The 24,348-nt window shown below is 47.4% G+C and carries 19 protein-coding genes; 14 read left to right on the top strand and 5 right to left on the bottom strand.

All coding sequences use genetic code 11. The features are described from left to right. Positions 1-65: 65 nt before the first annotated feature. From DWW90_RS04650 to DWW90_RS04640, 3 genes are all read left to right on the top strand, one after another. The gene (locus DWW90_RS04650) at positions 66-920 is read left to right on the top strand and encodes a sugar phosphate isomerase/epimerase (protein ID WP_122344167.1); all 855 of its coding nucleotides are present in this window, start codon (positions 66-68) and stop codon (positions 918-920) included. Positions 921-1,035: 115 nt separating this feature from the next. Further along, on the top strand, positions 1,036-2,415 hold the full coding sequence (locus DWW90_RS04645; RefSeq protein WP_115498614.1) for a DUF1080 domain-containing protein: 1,380 nt from the start codon (positions 1,036-1,038) through the stop codon (positions 2,413-2,415). Positions 2,416-2,435: 20 nt separating this feature from the next. Beyond that, on the top strand, positions 2,436-3,782 hold the full coding sequence (locus DWW90_RS04640) for a Gfo/Idh/MocA family oxidoreductase (RefSeq protein WP_122333438.1): 1,347 nt from the start codon (positions 2,436-2,438) through the stop codon (positions 3,780-3,782). On the opposite strand, the gene DWW90_RS04635 is transcribed toward DWW90_RS04640, so the two are convergent. After that, positions 3,783-5,549 (bottom strand): glycosyltransferase family 39 protein, encoded by a 1,767-nt coding sequence (locus tag DWW90_RS04635; protein WP_115498616.1) that lies wholly within the window; start codon positions 5,547-5,549, stop codon positions 3,783-3,785. A 100-nt stretch (positions 5,550-5,649) separates the two neighbouring features. Next, on the bottom strand, positions 5,650-7,209 hold the full coding sequence (locus DWW90_RS04630; protein ID WP_122344166.1) for a DUF4435 domain-containing protein: 1,560 nt from the start codon (positions 7,207-7,209) through the stop codon (positions 5,650-5,652). A 95-nt stretch (positions 7,210-7,304) separates the two neighbouring features. Between DWW90_RS04630 and DWW90_RS04625 the strand changes: the two genes are divergently transcribed. After that, on the top strand, positions 7,305-8,123 hold the full coding sequence (locus tag DWW90_RS04625; protein WP_122333441.1) for an MBL fold metallo-hydrolase: 819 nt from the start codon (positions 7,305-7,307) through the stop codon (positions 8,121-8,123). A 58-nt stretch (positions 8,124-8,181) separates the two neighbouring features. Here DWW90_RS04625 and proS read toward each other — a convergent pair whose 3' ends face one another. Then, complete coding sequence (gene proS / locus DWW90_RS04620) at positions 8,182-9,663, bottom strand: proline--tRNA ligase (RefSeq protein WP_122344165.1); 1,482 nt, start codon at positions 9,661-9,663, stop codon at positions 8,182-8,184. 96 nt (positions 9,664-9,759) lie between these two features. Between proS and DWW90_RS04615 the strand changes: the two genes are divergently transcribed. Then, positions 9,760-10,863, top strand: a complete 1,104-nt coding sequence (locus tag DWW90_RS04615) for a Gfo/Idh/MocA family protein (protein WP_122344164.1) — start codon at positions 9,760-9,762, stop codon at positions 10,861-10,863. Between the two features lie 82 nt (positions 10,864-10,945). Here the strand turns inward: DWW90_RS04615 and pgk are convergent, their stop codons facing one another. Next, positions 10,946-12,217 carry a phosphoglycerate kinase gene (gene pgk, locus DWW90_RS04610; RefSeq protein WP_115498621.1) on the bottom strand — a complete coding sequence of 424 codons (1,272 nt, stop codon included), beginning with the start codon at positions 12,215-12,217 and terminating at the stop codon, positions 10,946-10,948. Positions 12,218-12,926: 709 nt separating this feature from the next. Beyond that, on the bottom strand, positions 12,927-13,424 hold the full coding sequence (locus DWW90_RS04605) for a GNAT family N-acetyltransferase (RefSeq protein ID WP_122332702.1): 498 nt from the start codon (positions 13,422-13,424) through the stop codon (positions 12,927-12,929). 170 nt (positions 13,425-13,594) lie between these two features. On the opposite strand from DWW90_RS04605, the gene DWW90_RS04600 reads away from it, so the two are divergent. From DWW90_RS04600 to DWW90_RS04560, 9 genes are all read left to right on the top strand, one after another. After that, complete coding sequence (locus DWW90_RS04600; protein ID WP_115501078.1) at positions 13,595-14,185, top strand: hypothetical protein; 591 nt, start codon at positions 13,595-13,597, stop codon at positions 14,183-14,185. 1 nt (position 14,186) lies between these two features. Then, on the top strand, positions 14,187-15,056 hold the full coding sequence (locus tag DWW90_RS04595) for a DUF2764 domain-containing protein (RefSeq protein WP_122332701.1): 870 nt from the start codon (positions 14,187-14,189) through the stop codon (positions 15,054-15,056). Positions 15,057-15,059: 3 nt separating this feature from the next. Further along, positions 15,060-16,817, top strand: a complete 1,758-nt coding sequence (locus tag DWW90_RS04590) for a V-type ATP synthase subunit A (RefSeq protein ID WP_122332700.1) — start codon at positions 15,060-15,062, stop codon at positions 16,815-16,817. Between the two features lie 9 nt (positions 16,818-16,826). Beyond that, the gene (locus DWW90_RS04585; RefSeq protein WP_115501075.1) at positions 16,827-18,146 is read left to right on the top strand and encodes a V-type ATP synthase subunit B; all 1,320 of its coding nucleotides are present in this window, start codon (positions 16,827-16,829) and stop codon (positions 18,144-18,146) included. 75 nt (positions 18,147-18,221) lie between these two features. After that, the gene (locus DWW90_RS04580; RefSeq protein WP_115501074.1) at positions 18,222-18,845 is read left to right on the top strand and encodes a V-type ATP synthase subunit D; all 624 of its coding nucleotides are present in this window, start codon (positions 18,222-18,224) and stop codon (positions 18,843-18,845) included. Then, a complete protein-coding gene (locus tag DWW90_RS04575; protein ID WP_122344163.1) occupies positions 18,842-20,662 on the top strand; it encodes a V-type ATP synthase subunit I in 1,821 nt (606 codons plus the stop codon). Before DWW90_RS04580 ends, DWW90_RS04575 begins: the two co-directional genes overlap by 4 nt. 72 nt (positions 20,663-20,734) lie before the next feature. Next, positions 20,735-21,187 (top strand): ATPase, encoded by a 453-nt coding sequence (locus DWW90_RS04570; protein WP_115501072.1) that lies wholly within the window; start codon positions 20,735-20,737, stop codon positions 21,185-21,187. A 74-nt stretch (positions 21,188-21,261) separates the two neighbouring features. Further along, positions 21,262-23,700, top strand: coding sequence for a DPP IV N-terminal domain-containing protein (locus tag DWW90_RS04565; RefSeq protein ID WP_122344162.1), 2,439 nt, complete (start codon positions 21,262-21,264; stop codon positions 23,698-23,700). A 277-nt stretch (positions 23,701-23,977) separates the two neighbouring features. Continuing rightward, positions 23,978-24,340 carry a BlaI/MecI/CopY family transcriptional regulator gene (locus DWW90_RS04560; protein ID WP_122344161.1) on the top strand — a complete coding sequence of 121 codons (363 nt, stop codon included), beginning with the start codon at positions 23,978-23,980 and terminating at the stop codon, positions 24,338-24,340. Positions 24,341-24,348: the final 8 nt, after the last annotated feature.

Genomic DNA, 24,348 nt, shown 5'->3' with positions numbered 1-24,348 from the left:
AAATATACTTCTTATTGGAATATAATTAGTTACATTTGCGTAAATTCGTAATAATCGTATAGCCTATGAAGACACGATTTGTTATCCTTTTTATCACTCTATTCTGCTTTGTCTCTTTTTTGCAGGCACAATCATTGGCAGACCGCATCGGGGTTTGCACTTCCGTCAATAAAGCTCTTTTGCTGAAACAGGCAGGTTGTTCGTATGTGGAAATCGGTATCCGTTCTTTCTTAATGCCGGATCAGCCGGATAGCGCGTTTGCAGCTAATTTGCAGATTGCGAAAGAAGCGGAGTTGCCCTTATATTCGGGTAATAGCTTTTTCCCCGGAGATCTTAGGTTGACCGGACCGGATGTTTGTCTGGACGAGATACTGAAATATGGAAAAGTGGCTATCAGGCGTGCGCATGAGGTCGGAGTGAAGATATTGGTCTTAGGGAGTGGAAATGCCCGTAATATCCCGGATGGTTTCAGTAGGGAAGAGGCCACCGGGCAGTTCACAACCTTATGCCGGAAGCTTGCCGAATATGCCGCCGGTTATGATGTTTATGTAGTCGTTGAACCGTTGCAAAGTTCAGAAACTAATTTTATCAATACGGTACGGCAAGGGACGGAAATTGCAAAGGCTGTCGATCACCCGAATTTGGGTGTGTTGGCGGATTTCTTTCACATGCTGCGCGAGAATGAAGATGCCGGTGCGCTTATCGATGCCGGAAAATGGCTGAAGCATTGCCATATAGCAGAAAATGAAATCCGTTCCGCCCCTGGAGTAAAAGGAGACGATTTTACACCCTTCTTTAAGGCTCTGCACCAGGCCGGATATGCCGGAGCGCTTTCAATTGAATGCAAATGGGATAATATGGATAATCAATTAGCAACTTCTGTCGCTGCTATTAAAGAACAAATTCGTAAATCTTATTGAATTTTTCGAGATTTAACGCGATGGAAGTGTAAAAACTTATATCTTTGTGCACGTACACATGAAGAACGACTGATGTAAATTGATTGTCTAACTAATATAGTATCAAGAAAACAAAATGAAAACGTATTTAAAATTAGCAGCCTTGTCTTTGACATTGCTGTGTGGTGCCTGCCAACCTAATGACGGATGGCAGAAGTTGTTTAACGGAAAAGACTTCACAGGTTTTAAGCAATTAAACGGAGAAGCTCCCTATCGTGTAGAGGATGGTTGCCTCGTTGGTAAATCCGTATCCGGCCAGCCGAATAGTTTTATGGCTACAGAGCAGGAATATGGTGATTTTATCCTGGAATTTGAAGTGAAGTGTGATCCGAGCCTTAATTCGGGTGTACAGTTCCGCAGTGAAAGTTTGCCGGACTACCAGAATGGCCGTGTACATGGTTACCAGTGTGAAATCGATCCTTCCGATCGTGCATGGAGCGGAGGTATTTATGATGAAGCACGTCGTGGATGGTTGGTTACTTTGACTGATAATGATGCAGGTCGTGCAGCTTACAAGAGAGATGACTGGAATAAGTATCGTATCGAGGCAATCGGCAATAATATCCGTATCTGGTTGAATGGTGTGAACACTTCCAACCTGATCGATGATATGACTCCGAAAGGTTTTATCGCTTTCCAGGTTCATGGAATCGGAAAAGACATGTCTAAGGAAGGAAAAGAAATCTGGTGGCGTAATATCCGCATTAAGACGGAAAATCTGGAAGCAGAACGTATGCAAGGACAGTTGGCTCCGGAAGTAAACCGCATTCCGAATACATTGACGGAAACAGAAAAAGCAGCCGGTTGGAAGCTGTTGTTTGACGGTAAAACGTCTAACGGATGGCGTGGCGCCGGTCAGGAAACTTTCCCTGAACATGGATGGAAGATTGAAAACGGCGAACTGACAGTTATGAAAAACGGAGGTCCGGAAGGTAAAAGAGGTGGTGATATCGTAACGAACGATGAATTTGGAGCCTTTGAACTGAGCTTTGAGTTTAAGCTGACACCGGGTGCTAACAGTGGTATGAAATATCTGATCCAGGAAAGCAAAAAGAATAAAGGTTTTGTGATCGGTCCGGAATACCAGGTATTGGACGATCAGCTTCATCCGGATGCTAAACTGTACACAACCTATCCGGGTAGCCGTACGGTATCCAGCTTGTATGACATTATTGCAGCGAAAAACAAACGTTTCAACGGTGTAGGACAGTGGAACCAGGGTGTAATCAAAGTATTCCCCAACAAGCATGTCGAACATTGGATGAACGGCTTCAAGACTGTTGAATATGACTGGGCTTCCGACGCATTCCTCGAATTGGTGAAGGGTAGCAAGTTTGCAAAGAAAGAATATAATGAGTTTGGCGGTTTCGGAACAGCTGACAAAGGCCATATTTTGTTGCAGGACCACTGGGATGAAGTATCTTTCCGGAATATCAAGATTAGAGAACTGAAGTAGTTAACTAAAAAAATAGAACCATGACAACACGCAGAGATTTCCTTAAACACAGCGCTTTGGGCGCGGCCGGTCTGACTATTGGCGGACTGGGTTTCAGTACTGAAAGTTACGCTAACATAATGGGAGCAAACGAAAAGATACGTGTGGGCATTGTCGGTTTTTCAGACCGTGCCCGCTATTCCCTGATTCCGTCTTTTATGGCTTGTGCCGATGAGTTGGGATTTGAGATCGTTGCCGTCTCCGACATATGGAAAAAGCGCCGGGAAGAAGGGGTTGCTTTCTTCCAGGAAAAGTATGGAAAGAAGGTAAAGGCGTTCCGCAACAATGAGGAACTGTATGACGCTAAAATATGCGATGCAGTGATTGTGGCGACTTCTGATTTCCAGCATGCTTTGCATTGTATCGAAGCGGTTAAAGCCGGATGCGATGCTTATGTTGAAAAACCGTTTGCTGAAACAATGGAGGATGCCCGTGCCGCCCGTAAAGCTGTGCTGGAAAGTGGAAAGATCGTGCAGATTGGTTCTCAACGCCGTTCGGCGCCTAACTATCATGCGGCCAATGATTTTATCCGTTCCGGTAAGTTCGGTAAGATCACGATGGTAGAGATGTGCTGGAATGTCAACCAACCCGGTCGCTGGCGTCGTCCGGCGTTGGTTGCACAATGTTTTGAAAAAGATACAGACTGGAAACGCTTCCTGCTGAATCGTCCGTATGAAGAGTGGGATCCGCGTAAATATCTGGAGTATCGCCTCTTCTGGCCGTATTCGTCCGGTATCCCCGGTCAGTGGATGTCGCATCAGATCGATACGGTACACTGGTTTACGGGATGCAACCATCCGCGTAGCGTAGCTGCCAATGGCGGTATCTATCAGTGGAATGACGGACGTCGCAGTTATGACACGATGACGGCAGTGTTCGACTATGGTACTCCCGACGGCTCACAGAACTTCCAGGTGGTTTATTCTTCCCGTATGCATAACTCTGCCGGCGGGACGAAAGAATTGTATTTCTCCAATGGCGGGACACTGAATCTGGATACGAATAAAGTAACATCCGAAGGTGGTCTGACCAAACGTTTTGCAGATGAAATGGGTATGCAGCCGAATCTGTTGGATGAATATGTTTTGCCGTCTATCAAAGTGGAAACAGGTTCCAATACCGGTTCCGATCCGATGACAAACCTGCATATGCGTAACTGGATGGAATGCGTAAAGAGCCGCAAACAACCGCATGCTCCTGTAGATGCCGGTTACAACCATTCGATTGCCAATATCATGTGTACAGCATCTCTCCGTACCGGTGAAAAGGCTACGTTCGATGAAGCACGGCAGGAAGTATTGGCCGGCGGTAAAGTCTTTAAATATTGATTATTCGTTCTGTAAAAAGCTGCAAAGTACGATTCTTTGACGTACATCAGCGATAACATTCTTTGTGGAGGTAAGTAGACTGAACGTGTACTTATCTCCATAATTTTTTTGGATTTTTTCCAAGTCTTTCGCCGTACAGAAAAAGAAACCGCTGACCGGCTGTTCCTGATCGAAGTTATGGAACTTATTCCCCAAGTAGAAATTCAATCCGTAAAGATTGGAATATGTTTTCAGGTCATTCACGACATACATATTCGTGTCATCCAACGGATATTCTTTCTGAACCTGCTCGGCAAACGGACGGGCTGAACTTCCCTGGCGTATTCCGCGCATCACAACACCGTCGATCAACAGGTTAATGCCGAAAGCAAGCGCTATCGTTGCATATAGTATCTTGATATTGATCTTCTTAAACATCTGGTAATAGACTGTTGCCAGAATAGCCAGTATAACTAACAAGATACAGATCGTCAGCCCGCAAGGATGCGAGAACATATTCGAAACCATCTCCACCATTTCCAATGTAGCTTGGCGGTTCGTGTATTGGCTTGCTATTTTGACAGGATCGATTACACCCGCCATTGTCAACCCTACGGCAATCATTACGACAGCTGTGATCGAAGCCATGAATGCGGCAAACAGACGTGTGACTTTGGTCCGGTATTCTGTAATATATAAAGTGTACTGAGCCAGGAATATCGCGATAAACGGATAGGCAGGCATCAGATATACGCTCCGTTTGCTGGATGGTATCGAATAGAAAAAGATGATACAAACCAATGCGACCAGGCTGAACAGTTTCTCTTTTTCCATCGATTGTATCTTGTTCCAGGTATCTTTCAGAATCTCTTTCATGGATTTCTCCGGTTTGTGGAGCTTCAATCCGAATAAAGAGAAAAAGAAGAAGATTGTCCAAGGAATAAATCCTGCTGCCAATGTCATGAAATTGTACCAAACACCGTTTTCATGTCCCAGTTCATAATGGATTTCCGGTGTGCTCAAATGGAAGAAACGTCCGAAGTTTTCAGCCAATACCACATTCAGGAATGCATCGCCCCCCTGTTTCCAGGCTGCAACATACCACAGTAAGGGCAGGAATAGGGAAGAAATACCGGCATAGAGAAGCGCTTTGAATATCACCAGGCAGGAATATTTGCGAAGCATCAGCAGGTAAACGCCGAAAACAAACAGCGGCAGGATAAGGCCTACAGGCCCTTTCGTCAGGACGGCGCATCCTAACAGGGCGGGAATGGCAATCGGCACACCTTTCAGATCCAATTTGTCTTCCCATCGGTATAGTTGGAAAAGCCCGATCACCATAAACGTTGTCAATAGCATATCCACACGGGTAGTCATTGCAGCCCGGTGTATCTCGATACAGGTAATAAGCAGTAGCGTTGCAATAAAAGCTTGCTGAAACCGTAGCCGCTTACCGAAGAAAACTAATGTAAAACCGATTAGTGTGATAAATGCCAGCGCAGACGGTAACCTGGAAGAAAACTCGGTCACATGCCCTTGCGGCAGAGAGGCTGCGGCCATCATCCAATGCGCCAATGGCGGCTTGTAAGCAAATTCGTTTGCGTAGACCTGAGGCAAAACCCAGTTGCCTGTTTCAAGCATCGAAACTGCGACTGCAGCTTCGCGAGGTTCTCCTTTTGTTGAAAAATCTCCCAGCCCTATCCAAGGGAGGACAGAGATAATACAAATGACGATAACCATCGTTACCGGTTTTTGCAGATAGAGATATTGAAGAGTCGGTGTGCGCATAGTTTAAATCGGTAAGGAGCCTTCACCCCATTATATTCATTTTAATTAGAATGCAAAAGAACGACTTTTTACGGACTTTTTCTTCATTTTGAGAAACTTTTTATGTTCCTAAACATTCTTTGATGGAAGTACGGATCACATCGGCATCTTCCTTGTTTTCCCGGAGTATGGAGAGGATGAGATTTAAGTAACTCTCTTTGTTGCTGATACCACAGTATTTACATAATTGGGATTGCGGCAACATCCCTTTCTGGTTGTAGACGCGGAGGATATTTTTGTAATCGCCGGTCTCGGCATATTGGATGAACTTACTCTTGATCCCTGTATAGATATCGTCTACGTGCACCGTCTCGCGAATGCTTTCCACATGCTCGGTCAGTTCTTCAACTGTACTCATTTTCCGGTTCAGTGCTGTTTCTAACTTCTTTTGCACTCGGTGGCGGGCATGGAGCAGCACTTGGCTTTCGAGATCCTTCAGGAAGAGCTTGATCACGTTTTCTTTCACCTGGCTGAAAACCAGTTCCGGGTCTTTCATCAGACGGTTGGCAACGGTTTTTATGACGGGTTCCAGCATCAGCAGGTTCTCTACTTCGGCGACATCAGGCACATAGATATGCTGTTCACGCAGGTAAGCGATCTCGCTTTCTGTCCGGCGGTCACGGTCTACGATGCCTTTGGAGTCCAACGTATGGAAGTCTTTCAGTTGCGAAAAAGCCTTTGTCGTCTCGATCACCTTTTGACAACCGCCCATGGGCTTAACTTTGTAATCCGGGAAAATCAACGGATAGAGCCGGTTGTCTATGCTGTTCGAATCCGTCCCTTCGATAAACAGGATCGGTTTGCGGCTCCCTAAGATTTCCATATAAACCTCTTCCGGGAAGGTGTCGGTGTTCTCGATCAGCTCATAATCCCATATCCGGGCGTCTGCATTGTAGGAGCGTATCCACAGACGTTTGCTGCTGTCGCGCGAGGCGGCGAAGTCGATGTCGTGTGTCAGATATACATAGGTGCAATCCGGACGTATGGCTTCTATCTCGTCCCATAAGGGATTCTTGATAGAGTCGTGAAGCAGGATTTCCGGTTCTTCGATGATTAAGAGGGCATTCGCCGGGGCACAAAGTACGGCTCCGATCAGATAAAACACTAACTTTTCACCGTCACTCATCCGGCCGGCCGTGTATGAATCCCCGTCGATACTGGTAGAAGCCAGTTCGATGAAACCGGATTTGCGCACCAGCCGATTGTGTGGGAACATCTTTTCCCAGATGGTCTGGATACGGTCTATCTTGGTTACCGGCGGCAACAAATCGGGTGTGAGTTTACAATCTTCCTTATATTTGACGGCTGCTTCAAACTCTTCTGTTTGCAGATGCAGGATCAGTTTTTCATATTCCGACAAACGGGGCATGAAAAGCCGTTCGGCAATCATCGACTGAAGCCGTGCCAGTTCATTGCCGTCCGCGGGCGTTTCATTCTCCTCGCTACTGAGAAAGAGGGAATGCATTCCGGATATCCATACGCTTTTTTCTACGTAACGTTCGTGCAAGTCTCTGCCGAAGGAACTTTTGCCGGACCCGTTGGCCCCGATTACGACCAACACTTTTGTGTCGAGTGTGACAGGTGTTGAAGTATTCTGATTGGTTGGAAGAATGAGCTCCATACAAGTTCTAATTTGTTTCTTCTCCAAAGATAGAGAAGATAAATGAAAAATAGAGGCCTTTTATGTACATTTGCACGAAATAATTCTACAATAAAATGAAAAAGACAGCAACGGAACTGATCATGCTCGGTACTGGAAATGCAACTGTGACCAAATGCTACAATACTTGTTTTATTATTAAAACGGAAGAGACTCTGCTCCTGGTTGATGCAGGCGGTGGAAACGGCATATTGACCCAACTGGAAAAGGCACAGGTACAACTGGCCGATATACATGAAATGTATGTGACGCATGCTCATACGGACCATATATTGGGAGCTGTTTGGGTGGTCCGGATGGTGATTCAACGGATGTTGAGTAAACGTTATACGGGGACATTCAACCTTTATAGCCATGCTAAAGTATTGCAGGTTTTGGACTATATGCTCCGGATGATGCTTTCCCAAAAGCAAATAGCATTGTTGGGCAAGCAAGTCCTGTTCCATGAGATAGCGGATAAGGATGTGCTCCGGATAGGAGATATGGAACTTCAATGTTTTGATATTTTGTCTACGAAAGAAAAACAATTTGGTTTTCGGGCATTGCTTCCAGACGGAAAATCATTGGTTTGTCTGGGTGATGAACCTTACAATGAATCGAACCGCCAATATGTGGAAAATGCAGACTGGCTGCTATGCGAGGCTTTTTGCCTGTATGAAGACCGTGAGATTTTCAAGCCTTATGAAAAACACCATAGCACGGCGTTGGAAGCCGGCCGGTTAGCGGAAGAACTGAATGTGAAAAACCTGTTGTTATATCATACGGAAGATAGCCGTCTCGATACCCGCAAGAAAGATTATACGGCAGAAGCCAGCCTTAATTTTTCAGGATTTGTGGTTGTACCGGATGATTTGGAAAAGATAAGTCTCAAATAAGAAGAGGGTGTCAGATTCAACCTGGCACCCTCTCTTCTATTATATAAATTTCGGTTGATTAGTAAGCCCGTGCAAACAATACGCGCTGTGCGGAAGGTTTGCCGGTTACCATACATTTGCCCGGAGTTTTGTCGCCTTCCAAAGGAATACAGCGGATGGTCGCTTTGGTTTCGTTCTTCACCTGCTCTTCTGTTTCGGGAGTACCGTCCCAGTGGGCCATGATGAAGTAGCCTTCTTCGATCTTTTCTTTGAATTCTTCGTATGTATCGACAGTGATTGTCTTTTCCGTACGGTGGTCGAGTGCTTTCTGGAAGATATTCTTCTGGATTTCTTCCAGCAGGCTCTGAACGTATGTTTCGATGTTGTCGCAAGTCACTGTCTCTTTTTCCAGTGTGTCGCGGCGCATTACTTCGATCGTGTTGTTTTCCAGGTCGCGTCCGCCCATAGCCAGACGTACGGGAACGCCTTTCAGTTCGTATTCGGCAAACTTCCAACCCGGCTTCTTGTTGTCGGCGTCATCATATTTAACTGAGATACCCAGCGCTTTCAGCTTGGCAACGATACCGTCGACTTTTTCGCTGATCTGCGCCAACTGTTCCGCACTGCGGTAGATCGGAACGATTACCACCTGGATAGGAGCGAGGTGCGGAGGCAATACCAGACCGTTGTCGTCGGAATGAGACATGATCAGCGCACCGATCAGGCGGGTCGAAACTCCCCATGATGTAGCCCATGCATAGTCGCTCTTTCCGTTCTTGTCGATAAAGGTAACGTCGAACGCCTTGCCGAAGTTCTGTCCTAAGAAGTGGGAAGTACCGGCCTGAAGCGCCTTTCCGTCCTGCATCATAGCTTCGATCGTATATGTGTCCAAAGCTCCGGCGAAGCGTTCGCTTGCAGACTTAACCCCTTTGATGACAGGCATAGCCATATAGTTTTCTGCAAAGTTTGCATAAACACCTTGCATCTTTTTTGCTTCGATTTCAGCTTCTTCCTGAGTCGCATGGGCGGTATGCCCTTCCTGCCACAGGAATTCTGCGGTACGGAGGAACAGGCGGGTACGCATTTCCCAGCGCATTACGTTTGCCCATTGGTTACAAAGAATAGGCAGGTCGCGGTAAGACTGTATCCAGTTGCGGTATGTGTTCCAGATGATTGTTTCGGAAGTCGGACGGATAATCAGTTCTTCTTCCAGTTTGGCGGCCGGGTCGACCACAACACCTGTGCCGTCGTGGTTTGTTTTCAGACGATAATGAGTTACAACGGCGCATTCTTTTGCGAAACCTTCCACATGTTCGGCTTCCTTGCTCAGGAATGATTTCGGGATCAGCAATGGGAAGTAAGCGTTTACGTGACCTGTTTCCTTGAACATATCGTCGAGGATACGTTGCATCTTTTCCCAAATTGCATATCCGTAAGGCTTAATCACCATACAGCCGCGTACTGCAGAATTTTCTGCCAGATCCGCTTTGATTACCAGATCCTGGTACCACTGCGAGTAGTTCACACTTCTCGGAGTCAGTTCTTTCAGCTCTTTTGCCATTTCTTTATTATTTCTTAGATGTTGTTTTTCTATAATAACGAGGGGCAAAGGTACAAAAAAATTATATCTTTGCTACAAATCAATTTTATATAGACCATGTACACACGTAGATTTATTACGGCAATTATTGCCTTGTCATTGTTTTTTATCCCCTTGTTCGTAAATGCCCAGTCGGGAAAGCCGCTTCGCTTGGGAGTTGCCGGAGTTTCTCACGGGCACCTGCACGAAGTGATTGTCCGCATGGACAGGGGCGATTTTGAGGTAGTAGGCGTTTCGGAACCGGATGCTGAACTGAGAGCGAATAACGGGCTAAGTAAAAAATTACCGGCATCCTGTTTCTATGCCGATTTAGGAGAAATGCTGGATAAGGCGAAGCCGGAAGTGGTTGTTGCCTACGGTTCCATTTATGATCACCTTGCCGTGGTGGAGGCATGTGCGCCGCGCGGTATCCATGTGATGGTCGAAAAGCCGTTGGCTGTCAATATGGAGCATGCTAACCGGATGGCAAGCCTTGCCCGCAAAAACAAGATTCTGTTGCTTACCAATTATGAAACGACCTGGTATGATACGAACCATGAAGCATACTGCCTGATAAAGGAAGACGATGCGATCGGTAAGATAACCCGTATGAATGTATATGACGGCCATCAAGGACCTTTTGAAATCGGTTGCGGAAAGGCGTTTACCGATTGGTTGACAGATCCGAAGCTGAATGGCGGCGGTGCCGTTATCGATTTTGGCTGCTATGGTGCGAACCTCGCTACCTGGTTGATGGACGGGCAGAAACCGGTCAGCGTATATGCTGTCTTGAACCATCAGAAGCCCGACAAGTATCCGAATGTGGATGATGATGCGACGATTGTTGCCGAATACCCGGATGCGACTGTCCAGATCATGGGTTCATGGAACTGGCCGATAAACCGGAAAGATATGCATATATATGGTAGCAAAGGATACATTTACCAGGACACGCCGACTAATATGCGTGTATATAAGGAAAAGAAAGAAACCCAATGGCAGTCGCCTAAACTGCAAGCCCCTTATAACGATTCCTTCTATTACCTGAAAGCGGCCGTGCGCGGAGATATCCAGGTTGCTCCGACCGATTTGTCTTCTTTGGAAAACAATCTGATCGTTGTCGAGATATTGGAGTCTGCTATCAAAAGTGCCAAGAGCGGGAAGCCGATCCGGTTGCAATAAAGTGATCCGGCTACAATAAAAAAGAAGGGCTGTCTTCAAATGGAAGGCAGCCCTTTTCTATTAGATATTTACGATCTGTTTCTTATTTGTAAGGTTCGCCCTTAACAGCAGCGATACCCGGAAGAACTTTACCTTCGATCGCTTCCAGCAAAGCGCCACCACCTGTAGAAACGTAAGAAACGCCGCTTGCCAGACCGAACTTGTTAACACAAGCTACAGAGTCGCCGCCGCCTACTAATGAGAAAGCGCCGTTCTTGGTTGCTTCAACGATAGCTTCGCCTACTGCACGGGAACCGTCTGTGAAGTTTTCGAATTCGAATACGCCTGTAGGACCGTTCCAAAGAATAGTCTTGGAGTTCTTGATCACGTCTGCATAGATTTCGATTGTCTTCGGACCGATGTCAAGACCTTCCCATCCATCAGGAATTTCATTTACGTTAGCATAAGCAGTCTTAGCGTCGTTGCTGAAATCGTCAGCAATCTTAGCGTCAACAGCCAATACCAGGTTTACACCTTTTTCTTTCGCTTTCTTCATCAGGTCGATAGCCAGATCCAGCTTGTCATCTTCGCAGATTGATTTACCGATCTTACCACCCTGTGCTTTTGTAAATGTATAAGTCATACCGCCTGTGATGATCAGGTTGTCTACCTTGTTCAGCAGGTTTTCGATGATTTCGATCTTGGAAGAAACTTTGGAACCACCCATGATAGCGGTGAACGGACGAGCGATGTCGTTCATTACTTTTTCAACGGCTTTTACCTCTTTTTCCATCAGGTAACCGAACATCTTGTGGTCGGTGTCGAAGTAGTCGGCGATCAGAGCCGTAGAAGCGTGAGCACGGTGAGCCGTACCGAATGCGTCGTTTACATAGCAGTCAGCATAAGAAGCCAATCTCTTTGTAAATTCTTTCTGGCTTTCTTTAACGGCTTTCTTGGCAGCTTTCTTTTCTTCGTCTGTTGCATCTTCAGCCAATCCTCTCGGTTTGCCTTCTTCTTCAGCATAGAAACGAAGGTTTTCAAGCAACAATGCTTCGCCCGGTTGCAGAGCGGCAGCTTTGGCACCGGCTTCTTCGCCGATACAGTCGTTAGCAAACTGAACATCTACACCTAATAATTCGGAAACGTGTTTCAGGATGTGTTTCAGTGAATATTTGTCAGTAACGCCTTTCGGACGTCCCAAGTGAGAACCGATAATTACACTGCCTCCGTCTGCTAAAATCTTTTTCAGAGTAGGAAGGGCGGCACGGATACGAGTGTCGTCTGTGATGTTGAAGTTTTCGTCCAGAGGAACGTTAAAGTCAACTCTTACAAATGCCTTTTTGCCGGCAAAATTGAAATTGTCAATTGATTGCATAACTCTTGTATTTAAGTTCTGTATTAAAATGTCACGCTTAGCGGATGCAAACTTACACAAAAATATTTTATTTCGTTGTTTCAGATTCTGTAATTATTGGCTCAATTGAAAAAACTTCTTTTGCCGGAGTCTGAAATATGCTTGATTACTTAATATGTATAAACGGTCCTGTTGATTCATCGGGCAGGAACTGAAGCTTTACAAAATTGGGAAATATACAATAACCCCCTGTTTCGGCCATTTTTCTATTTCGTCCGAAATCTTGATCGGTTTTGGATTGACTCTTTTCATTGTTTTGGCCTTTTTGTCTGACAACAGCGGAAATGAGGTGCCGAGGTCACTTCGGAATGCATACAATTTGATTATCGAAAACAGGAAACACTGACAAAGTGATAAAGCTTAACTCCCGGAGAATCGAATATTTGAAAACAAAACGGACGGCGTTCCAAATATCGCAAGTAAATTCAGGTTCTTTTTTGCCCTAAAGACGGTCCTCTTTTCAATTACGACCGTCCAAATCGCCATTACGACCGTCCTAATCTTCGCGAGGTGCCGAGTGCACTACACATTAGCACGGTCGCGGTGGCAAAGAGGACGGTCGTAATGGCTGGGAACGCTCAAAAAAGCGGGAAAAGTCCCTTTTTGAGGTTAAAAAAAGCCATTAACATTTGTTTTGTTTCGGATGTCTTTCGGGCCGGAAAAATGCGTTTTATACAATAAGCCTCATGATATAGTCATTCATATAGTAGCCGTTTCCGATATGGAAATCGCGTGTCGCATGTTCGTGGAAGCCCATGTGTTTGTAGAAGCCGACAGCCGGGTTGTGGCGGTTTACATTCAGCTCGACGGTGAAAGGACCGGGATGGATCGTTTTCAGGTAAGCGATGCCCTGCTCGATGATGTAACGGCCGATGCCTGTGCCGTGCAAGGAGGGCAGCGAGTATATTTTCTGAAATTCATACAAATCCTTCTCAACTGTTTCGATGGACAGGTAGCCCGCAGGGACGCCGTCGGCATAGACGATGAAGAACTGATGGTGAAGCTCGTTCATCTGTTTGAGAAGATTTTCATGACTGTACATCATGTCGAACATATAGTCCAGCTGTTCGCGGGACAAGATGGAACCATAGGTCGGCTCCCAGATTTTAGATGCCAGATCTTGAATTAATTGGCAATCATTAACAGTTGCTTTCGTAATTGAGAACATTATTTCCTACTTTTAGATGAACAAAAGTACAAAAAATGAGGATATATTCGCAACAATTAAATTTTTGGATTGATTTTATGTATATGACAATGTTAATTCATAAAAAAGAATAACTTTGTAGGCGTTTAATACCTATACATGGGGAACAATTTAATAAAAAACATATAGAAATGGATACAAAGATTCAGGAACTGACCGACAAAATCTACAAAGAAGGAGTAGAGAAAGGTAACGAAGAAGCAGGGCGAATCATTGCCGATGCAAATGCTCAGAAACAAACGATATTGAGCGATGCGGAAGCAGAAGCAAAACGTATTGTGGCAGCTGCCGAAAAGCAGGCGGCCGAACTGAAAAAGAATACGGAGGCCGAGTTGAAATTGTTTGCAACCCAATCTGTAGAAGCGCTGAAAAGCGAAGTGGTAAACCTCATTACCGGAAAGATAACTTCTTCCAATGTGAAAGCGATCGTTTCTGACACTGCGTTCATGCAGAAAGTGATTCTTGAAATGGCAAAGGAATGGGCAAAGAAGGAAGCGATCACGATCCAGACTGCCGAAGCCGATGCACTCACCAAATATTTTACCGCCAACGCCAAGAGTCTGTTGGATGGCGGCGTGAAGATCGAGAAAGTAAGCGGGCATGACGCCTCTTTCACGATTGTTCCGGCTGACGGTTCCTATAAAGTAAGTTTCGGGGAAGACGAGTTTGTCGCCTTCTTCAAAGAATTCCTTCGTCCCGGGTTGGTAGAAATGCTGTTCTGATATGGGTAAGTATTATTGCTTGATTGCAGGACTCCCCAATATCGCGCTCGACGATAGTAAACTGACCTATTCCGTCTGTGACTTCAGGCAGGAATTGGACGGCGTACTGACGAAAGCCGATAAGAAGCTGATCGATCTGTTCTTCCTCAAATTCGATAATAAGAACCTGATCGCTCAAGCCAAACAGCCGGATTCCGATCCGGACCCGCGGGGATGTATCACGTATGACGAATTTAATGCTTTGCTCAAAGCGTTGAAGGAAGAAGAAAAGCCACCCAAGAACGACCGGATGCCTCCTTATTTTAAGGAGTTCTTCAAACTGTATCTCGAAAGTGAAGGGAAAGAGGACAAGCAGGATGTTCCATGGGAAGACCGCCTGGCCACACTCTATTATGCGTATGCGATGAAAAATCATAACAAGTTTGTTGCAGACTGGTTCGAACTGAACCTGAACATCAACAACATGCTTACCGCAATAACCTGCCGTAAACATGGTCTTGATAAAGCCGAATACATCGTTGGAGACAATGAAGTGGCACAGGCGCTCCGTACGTCCAATGCCCGCGATTTCGGACTGGGGGATACGGTGGACTATTTGCCCGATTTGCAGCGCATCGCCGAAGAAACCGATCTGATGGTACGCGAAAAGAAAGTGGACCTGCTGAAGTGGGAATGGCTCGAGGAACATACGTTCTTTAAACCGTTCGATATAGAGAGTGTATTTGCATACCTGCTGAAACTGGAGATGATCGAGCGTTGGGTGACACTGGATAAGGGGACAGGCGAGAAAACATTCCGCGAGATAGTGGGAGCAATGAAGAAAGGCAGCGAGAATGCCCTGGAAGAATTTAAAAGAAACAATGATAAATAAATTATGGCTACGAAAGGAATTGTAAAAGGAATCGTTTCCAACCTTGTGACTGTAGAGGTGGACGGACCGGTTTCCCAGAATGAAATCTGTTACATTTCCGTAGGAGGCGTCAAGCTGATGGCGGAAGTTATTAAGGTAATAGGTAAGAATGCTTTTGTACAGGTCTTTGAGAGCACGCGCGGTATGCGGGTGGGCGACGAAGCCGAGTTTGAAGGACATATGTTGGAGGTAACGTTAGGACCGGGTATGTTGTCGCGCAACTACGACGGTTTGCAGAACGACCTCGATAAAATGGAGGGTGTTTTCCTGAGACGCGGAGAATATACCTTCCCGTTGGATAACGACAAACTGTGGGATTTCAAGCCGCTTGCCAAAGCGGGTGACAAGGTGGCGGCCGGTGACTGGCTGGGCGAAGTGGACGAAAACTTCCAGCCGCATAAGATCATGGTCCCCTTTACCTTTAAAGGTGAATATACGATCAAGAGCCTGAAAGAAGCAGGACAATATACCATCAATGAGGTGATCGCCGTCCTGACGGACGAAGCCGGGAAAGATGTGGAAGTGACCATGATACAGCGTTGGCCGGTAAAACGCGCCATCACTTGCTACAAGGAAAAACCGCGTCCTTATAAGCTGCTCGAAACCGGTGTCCGTACGATCGACACGGTGAATCCGATCGTGGAAGGCGGTACAGGGTTTATCCCCGGGCCGTTCGGTACGGGAAAGACCGTGCTCCAACATGCGATCTCCAAACAGGCGGAAGCCGACATCGTGATTATCGCTGCCTGCGGTGAACGTGCGAACGAGGTTGTGGAAATCTTTACCGAGTTTCCCGAACTGGTCGACCCGCATACGGGCCGTAAGCTGATGGAACGTACCATTATTATTGCCAATACGTCAAACATGCCGGTGGCTGCCCGTGAGGCTTCCGTTTATACGGCGATGACCATTGCCGAATACTACCGCAGCATGGGGTTGAAGGTGTTGCTGATGGCCGACTCTACTTCCCGTTGGGCACAGGCATTGCGTGAGATGTCCAACCGTCTGGAAGAACTTCCCGGACCGGATGCGTTCCCGATGGACTTGTCGGCAATCGTGGCTAACTTTTATGCGCGTGCCGGTTATGTACATCTGAATAACGGACAGACAGGTTCCGTGACCTTTATCGGTACGGTATCCCCGGCCGGTGGTAACCTGAAAGAGCCTGTGACGGAAAATACGAAGAAGGTGGCCCGCTGTTTCTATGCCCTGGAGCAGGAACGTGCCGACCGCAAACGTTATCCGGCTGTAAACCCGATCGACAGTTATTCCAAATATCTGGAATATCCCGAATTTCAGGAATACATCGCCAAGCATATCTCTCCGACCTGGATCGACAAGGTGAACGAGATCAAGACCCGTATGTTGCGCGGTAAGGAAATTTCCGAACAGATCAACATCCTCGGTGACGACGGTGTGCCTGTGGAATACCACGTGACGTTCTGGAAGTCTGAGCTGATCGACTTCGTGATCCTGCAACAGGATGCCTTCGATGCGATCGATGCGGTGACGTCGCTGGCCCGCCAGGAGTTTATGCTGGATAAGGTTGTGAAGATCTGCCATACCGAGTTTAAGTTCGATACTTTCCTCGAAGTAATGGACTACTTTAAGCAGATGATCAACATCTTTAAGCAGATGAACTACTCCGAGTACGAGAGCGAACAGTTCAAGAAGTTCAACGATCAACTTGACGCACTGCTTGCAGAGCGCGCAGATAAATAATAGAAGCGTATGGCAACAAAAGCATTTCAAAAGATATATACGAAGATTACCCAGATTACAAAAGCGACCTGTTCGTTGAAAGCAACAGGAGTAGGGTATGACGAGCTGGCCTCTGTCGACGGCAAGCTGGCTCAGGTGGTAAAGATTATCGGCGACGAAGTGACCTTGCAGGTTTTCTCAGGTACGGAAGGTATCCGTACGAATGCTGAAGTCGTTTTCATGGGAAAGGCGCCTTCGTTGAAGGTGGGCGACCAGTTGGCCGGCCGTTTCTTCAATGCATACGGTGATCCGATCGATGGCGGTCCCATTCCAGAAGGTAAAGATGTGGAAATCGGCGGTCCGTCTGTGAACCCGGTTCGCCGTCAGCAGCCTTCCGAGCTGATCGCTACGGGTATTGCCGGTATCGACTTGAACAATACGTTAGTGACGGGACAGAAGATTCCGTTCTTCGCCGACCCTGACCAGCCGTTCAACCAGGTAATGGCAATGGTAGCCTTGCGTGCCCAGTCGGATAAGATTATCCTGGGCGGTATGGGTATGACGAATGACGACTACCTGTTCTTTAAGAATACATTTAGCAATGCCGGTGCGCTGGACCGTATCGTCAGCTTTATCAATACGACGGAAGACCCGTCTGTTGAACGTATCCTGATCCCGGATATGGCACTTTGTGCGGCTGAATATTTCGCTGTCCAGAAGAATGAAAAAGTGCTGGTGCTGCTGACCGATATGACGAACTATGCGGATGCCCTGGCAATCGTGTCCAACCGTATGGACCAGATTCCGTCGAAGGACTCCATGCCGGGTTCCTTGTATTCGGATTTGGCGAAGATATACGAAAAGGCCGTGCAGTTCCCTGCCGGCGGTTCTATCACGATTATTGCCGTGACGACTCTGTCCGGTGGCGATATCACGCATGCCGTGCCTGATAACACGGGTTACATCACCGAAGGTCAGTTGTACCTGCGTAAGGACAGTGATGTGGGTAAAGTTATCGTCGACCCGTTCCGAAGCCTCTCCCGTCTGAAACAGCTGGTAACCGGAAAGAAGACGCGCGAAGACCATCCGCAGGTGATGAATGCCGCCGTCCGTCTGTATGCCGATGCCGCCAATGCAAAGACGAAGATGGAGAACGGTTTCGACCTGACGGACTACGACAACCGTACGCTGGCTTTCGCAAAAGACTATTCAAGCAAGTTGTTGGCAATCGATGTCAACCTCGATACGACCGAGATGCTCGACGTGGCTTGGAATCTGTTCGGTGAATACTTCCAGCCTGCCGAAGTGAATATCAAACAGGCGTTGGTAGACAAATACTGGAAAAAATAAATCCATGCCCATGAAAATGGAAATGCATGCCCAAGGAATTTAGTATGCATGGTTATGGAAATAATATAGATAATTATGGCAATAAAGTTTCAATATAATAAAACCTCCCTTCAGCAATTGGAAAAGCAGCTGAAGATGCGCGAGCGTTCCCTGCCGACGATCAAGAGCAAGGAAAGCGCACTGCGTATCGAAGTGAAGCGGACCAAGGATGAAGTGACGAAATTGGAACTTCAGCTGGAACAGGAGATACAGAGCTACGAAAACATGGTCGCTTTGTGGAACGAGTTCAATCCCGAACTGATCGCAGTCAAGGATGTTTCGCTCTCCACGAAGAAGATTGCCGGTGTGGTCGTTCCTGTATTGGACGAGATCCAATTCGAGATCGGCCGCTATAGCCTGTTCAATGCCCCTGCCTGGTTTACCGACGGTATCGAGCTGCTGAAAAAGCTGGCGCGTACCGGTATCGAAGCCGAGTTCTCGGGTATGAAGCTGGAGTTATTGGAGCATGCGCGGAAAAAGACCACTCAGAAGGTGAACCTTTTCGAGAAGGTACAGATTCCGGGCTATAAGGATGCGATCCGCAAAGTGAAACGATTCATGGAAGACGAAGAAAGTCTTTCCAAGTCGTCACAGAAGATCATGCGGGCTAATCAGGAAAAGCGTAAAGCAAAAGAAGAAATAGAGGAGGCTGGAGCATGATAGTAAAGATGAGTAAATATGCCTTTATGGTATATCATAGAGAATATGATGCATTCCTTGCGACTCTCCGGGACTTGGGTGTCTTGCACGTGAAGGAGACGAATTCGATTCTGGACAATGCGGAACTGCAAGCCTTGCTGGCCGAACGTAAACGCGTCAACCAGGCAATCCGCTTCTGCAAGGCCCTGAACGAACAGTCGAAAGACACTGTGTTGGCACCGGCTCGCGAGCTGCCGAAGGCAGACGGTCTGAAGCTGGTCGATAAGCTCGAAGAACTGCAGGAGCAGAAAGTACAGCTACAGGCGGCACGGGCTTCGCTGGAAAAGGATATCGCCTATATGGATATATGGGGCGAATTCAGTTATGCCAATATCAACCGCCTGAAGAGAGCGGGATATGACGTGACATTCTTCAGTTGCCCGACATCCAAATACGAACCGAAGTGGGGGGATGAGTACAACGCCTTTCTGGTGAACAACTTCCAGTCGGTGACCTATTTCGTGACTGTGACGAAGACCGGCACTCCGATCGAGATCGATGCCGAACGTCCGAAGATGCCGGACCGCGGATTGGCCAAGTTGCACGCAGCCTACGAGCAGCTGATGGAGAACTTCAAGTCTCTGGATACCCGCACGAAGGAGTTTGCAGCCAAGCAATATAACACGCTGATCGAACTGGACAAAAACATCCAGAACGAATTCAACCTCTCTAACACGTTGGTGCAGACCGGCCGTGAGGCAGGCGACAAGCTGATGATTCTGGAAGGATTTGTCCCGACCGAAGATGCTCCGGCAATGGAAGAAGCGCTTGAAAAAGACGGTTATTATTTCCAGCCGATGGCGATAGAAGAGGGAGATAAGGTGCCGATCAAACTAAAGAATAACAAGTTCAGCAAGCTATACGAACCGATCACGAAGATGTTCTCGCTTCCGAACTATACAGAGTTTGACCCGACCCCGCTGTTTGCCCCGTTCTTCATGCTTTTCTTCGGGCTTTGTTTCGGAGACGGCGGATATGGGTTGCTGGTGATGCTGGTCTGTACGTTCCTCAAACGGAAGGTGAATCCGGATTTCAAGCCTTACTTGACCCTGTTCCAGTATCTCGGCCTTGCCGCCCTGATTGTTGGAACGTGTACGGGTTCGTTCTTCGGTATCGCGTTGGCGGATGTTCCGGCGTTCTCGAAGATGAAAGACTACTTTGTGAGCAGTGACAACCTGATGACTTTCTCTATCGTCATCGGTCTGGTCCAGATTATCTTCGGAAAGACGGTGGCTGCCTTCAAGACGAAAGCGCAGAAGGGGTTCAAATACAGTATTGCGCCTTTTGCATGGGTGCTGGTCATCACTTTCCTGGCGTTAGCTTTCGGATTGCCGATGTTGAATATGCACCTGCCTGAAACGGTTCAGAGTGTCTTTGTCGGTATTGCGGTTGTCGGCCTGGTTGTGGCTTACCTCTACAATTCGCCGGGCAAGAATATCTTTATGAATTTCGGGACGGGGCTTTGGAACACCTATAATATGGCTTCCGGGCTGTTGGGGGATACGCTGTCGTATATCCGTCTGTTCGCGATCGGTCTGACAGGCGCTATCCTGGGCGGTGTGTTCAACTCGTTAGCTGTGGATATGACGGAAGGTATGAATGTCGTGCTGCGTGCGGTCTCTATGCTGATTATCCTGCTGATAGGCCATTCGATCAACATCGGACTTTGTACGATCAGTTCGCTTGTCCATCCGTTGCGTCTTATCTTCGTAGAGTATTATAAGAATGCTGAGTTTGAAGGCGGTGGAAAAGAATACAAACCGTTCAAGAAAGCATAACAAACAGGGAGTCGCTCCCTGGTAAAAAGTAATTAAATAATAACAAAAGAATAAATTAAAACAATTATCATTATGGAACCAATTTTATTAGCTTACATTGGAATCGCGTTGATGACAGGTCTGACTTTCATCGGTAGTAGTTATGGTGTGACGATTGCGGGTAACGCCGTAGTCGGAGCAATGAAGAAAAATCCGGATGCGTTAGGTACGTATATCGCCCTGAGTGCATTGCCTTCATCACAGGGTTTGTACGGATTCGTCGGTTACTTCATGATGCAGAAATTCCTGGTTGACAGTATTACGATGTTGAATGCGACTGCTATTTTCGGTGCAGGTCTGGTGTTAGGATTTGCCGGTTTGTTCTCTTCTATCCGTCAGGCAGAAGTTTGTGCGAACGGTATTGCCGGCGTAGGTGCAGGACACAATGTGTTCGGTGCAACTATGGTTATGGCCGTATTCCCTGAATTGTATGCAATCTTGGCTTTGCTGGTTGTTATCCTGATCGGCGGAACTCTTCCGGTTTAAAAACGAATGTATAAACAGAATCCCTTATCCGGTTCTCCGGGTAAGGGATTTGTTTTCTTAAAAAACAACGTTAGATGAAAAAACATTTACTATTGATTATGCTTTGTGCGGGGATGCTGCACGGGGCAGGGGCACAGGCTCAGGAGGCAGAACGTTTGCCGGGTTATGTGCAGGCGGAGCGCTTTACTAAAGAGAAATTGAACACAATGCTGTTCTCTACCACGGTCGATCCGCACTGGTTCCAGAAAGGAAACTGTTTCTGGTACGAATATAAAACAAGTGAAGGAAAAGTCTGGTATGTTGTCGATCCGGTGGCAAAGACCAAACGGCCGCTGTTCGACCTCGACGACGTGGCAGCCCAAATTACGGAAATCGTGAAAGACCCATTCACCGCCCAGCAACTGCCTATCCAGAAGTTGGAAGCGCAGGAAGACGGCCGCACCTTCACCTTCCACATCGTCTCTTCGCAGGATGCCAAGAAAGATACGACCGACAAGAAAGAACCGAAAAACAAGAAAGAGCTTTTCTTCTTCTCCTACGACTATCCGACACGCAAGCTGACCTGGCTCGAGGATAAGAAAAAGGAGACCGAATATCCCGACTGGGCCTCTTTCTCACCCGACGGCAAGACGGTTGTCTATGCCAAGGACCAGAATCTCTACCGCATGACCCGCGAAGACTACGAGAAACTGAAAAAAGACGATAAAGACAGTACTGTGGCGGACATCCAACTTACCACCTTCGGCGTGAAGGATTTCGGTTTCGGCCAGCCTTACAGCCTGCTCAACACCGACACGCTTTGCAATGGCAAACGGAAAGGCGTCTGGGGCGTATGGTCGCCCGACTCCCGCTACTTCGCCATTACGGTGGAAGACGAGCGCGAGGTGAAAGATCTGTGGGTGATCAACTCCATGGCTTCGCCCCGTCCGACGCTGGAAACATACAAATACCAGATGCCCGGTGAAAAGGAAGCTCCCCAATATCATCTTTTCCTTTTCGATATGAACGATAACAGCCATAAGGAGATTCGTACCTCCGCTTTCAAGGACCAGACCTTGCGTGTGGCACGTCGGCCGTGGCAACAGAGAGACCGCGACCGTAAAGAGGTGGCAAGCGTATGGTTAGGCGACAACAACCGCTTCTTCGTCACCCGTTCGAGCCGTGACTTGCACCGTATCGACATTTGTTCCTATACCATCGGGCAGGATTCGATTCGCCCGATTATCGAAGAACGGATGAATACCTATCAGGAAGTACGTCCGCTGGCCGCCCTCGCAAATGGCAAGGAACTGATTCAATGGAGCGAACGCGACGGTTGGGCCCACTTGTATCTTTATGACGGCGAAGGCAATCTGAAGAACCGCATCACACGTGGTCCCTGGCATGTAGACCAGATCGTGAAGGTCGACGAAGCCAAGCGCGTCGTTTACTTCTTGGCTAACGGAAAAGAAAAGGATGAGAATCCCTACTACGAACACCTCTATCGTGCCAACCTCGACGGAAGCGGCTTACAAATGATAACGCCCGGTGATTACTTCCATATCGCGAGCATGGACGACAATGCAGCGTTCGTGGTCAACAACTACTCGCGCGTCAACACCATCCCGCGTACGGACTTGATGGACGCGAGCGGTCGCAAACTGATGTCACTCGAAGAAAGCGATTTCTCACAACTGCTGGCTGCCGGCTACCAGTTCCCCGAACCCTTCAAGGTGAAGGCGGCAGACGGTGTGACCGACCTCTACGGCGTGATGTATAAACCGTTCGACTTCGATTCGACACGGACGTATCCGATCATCGACTATGTTTATCCCGGTCCACAGGTGGAAGCAACCGTTTATCCGTTCAGCCGCATGGGCGTTCGTACGGACCGTCTGGCACAGGCCGGATTCATCGTAGTTACTGTCGGTAACCGTGGCGGACATCCGAGCCGTTCGAAATGGTATCATAACTTTGGTTACGGCAACCTGCGCGACTACGGCTTGGCAGACCAGAAGGCAGCTATCATCCAGTTGGCAGACCGTTGCAAGTTTATCGACATCAACCGTGTCGGTATCCACGGCCATTCGGGTGGTGGCTTCATGTCCACCGCAGCTATCCTGCAATATCCGGACTTCTTCAAAGCTGCCGTTTCCTGTGCCGGTAACCACGACAACCGCATCTACAACCGTTGGTGGAGCGAGACGCACCACGGCGTGAAAGAGGTGGTCAGTGAAAAGGGCGATACGACCTTTGTCTACAACATCCGCACGAACGAAGAGATCGCCGGACAGCTGAAAGGCCACCTGATGCTCGTCCACGGTGACATCGACAACAACGTCCATCCGGGTAACACTCTCCGCGTGGTAGACGCCCTGATCCGTGCCGGCAAACGCTTCGACATGCTCATGCTCCCGCAACAGCGTCACGGCTTCGGCGATATGGACGAATATTTCTACTGGCGCATGGTCGACTACTTCTCCCGCAATCTCTTGGGCGAACAGGAGACGTCGGTGGATATACCGAAACGATGAGAACAGTTGAAAGTTGAAAATTAAAAGTTAAAGAGAGAGGCTTCGCCATCCGGATTATTCCGGAGCGAAGCCTTTCTTCTTTTTTAACGATATAAGTAACCCCTTGTAAGTAGTCTGTCGTTAGTATTCAATCCTTCAGCCCTGTGTTATTATGGCAGGATTCCGATAAAACAATCGTAAGAAGAGGACATAAACGTATTCTTTTAGTTTATTAACTAAATAAATTAGTTTGCAAACTAAAATATTTAGTTTATTTGCCTGAAAGAATTAAAATATCATGAAACGACTGACTGCAAGAGAAGAAGAGATCATGGGCTATTTCTGGACAGAAGGCCCGTTGTTTGTGAAACAACTGCTCGAATTTTACGGTGAACCGAAGCCGCATTTCAATACCCTGTCGACCATTGTGCGCGGCCTGGAAGAGAAAGGATTCCTGGCACATAATACCTATGGTAACACCTACCAGTACTACGCTGCCGTCTCGGAAGCGGACTACAGCCGGGGCACGTTGAAAAACGTCATTGCCAAATATTTCAACAATTCCTATCTCGGCGTCATCTCGTCGCTTGTCCGGGAGGAGGAGATTTCGGTGGACGAGCTCCGGAAGCTGATCGACGAAGTGGAGAAGGGTAACCAATAAAACGACGC

It is taken from the genome of Parabacteroides sp. AF17-28 (assembly GCF_003479205.1).
Taxonomy (GTDB): domain Bacteria; phylum Bacteroidota; class Bacteroidia; order Bacteroidales; family Tannerellaceae; genus Parabacteroides; species Parabacteroides acidifaciens.
The sequence above is the reverse complement of the archived record's forward strand: the minus strand, read 5'-3'. Positions and strand labels throughout refer to the sequence as shown.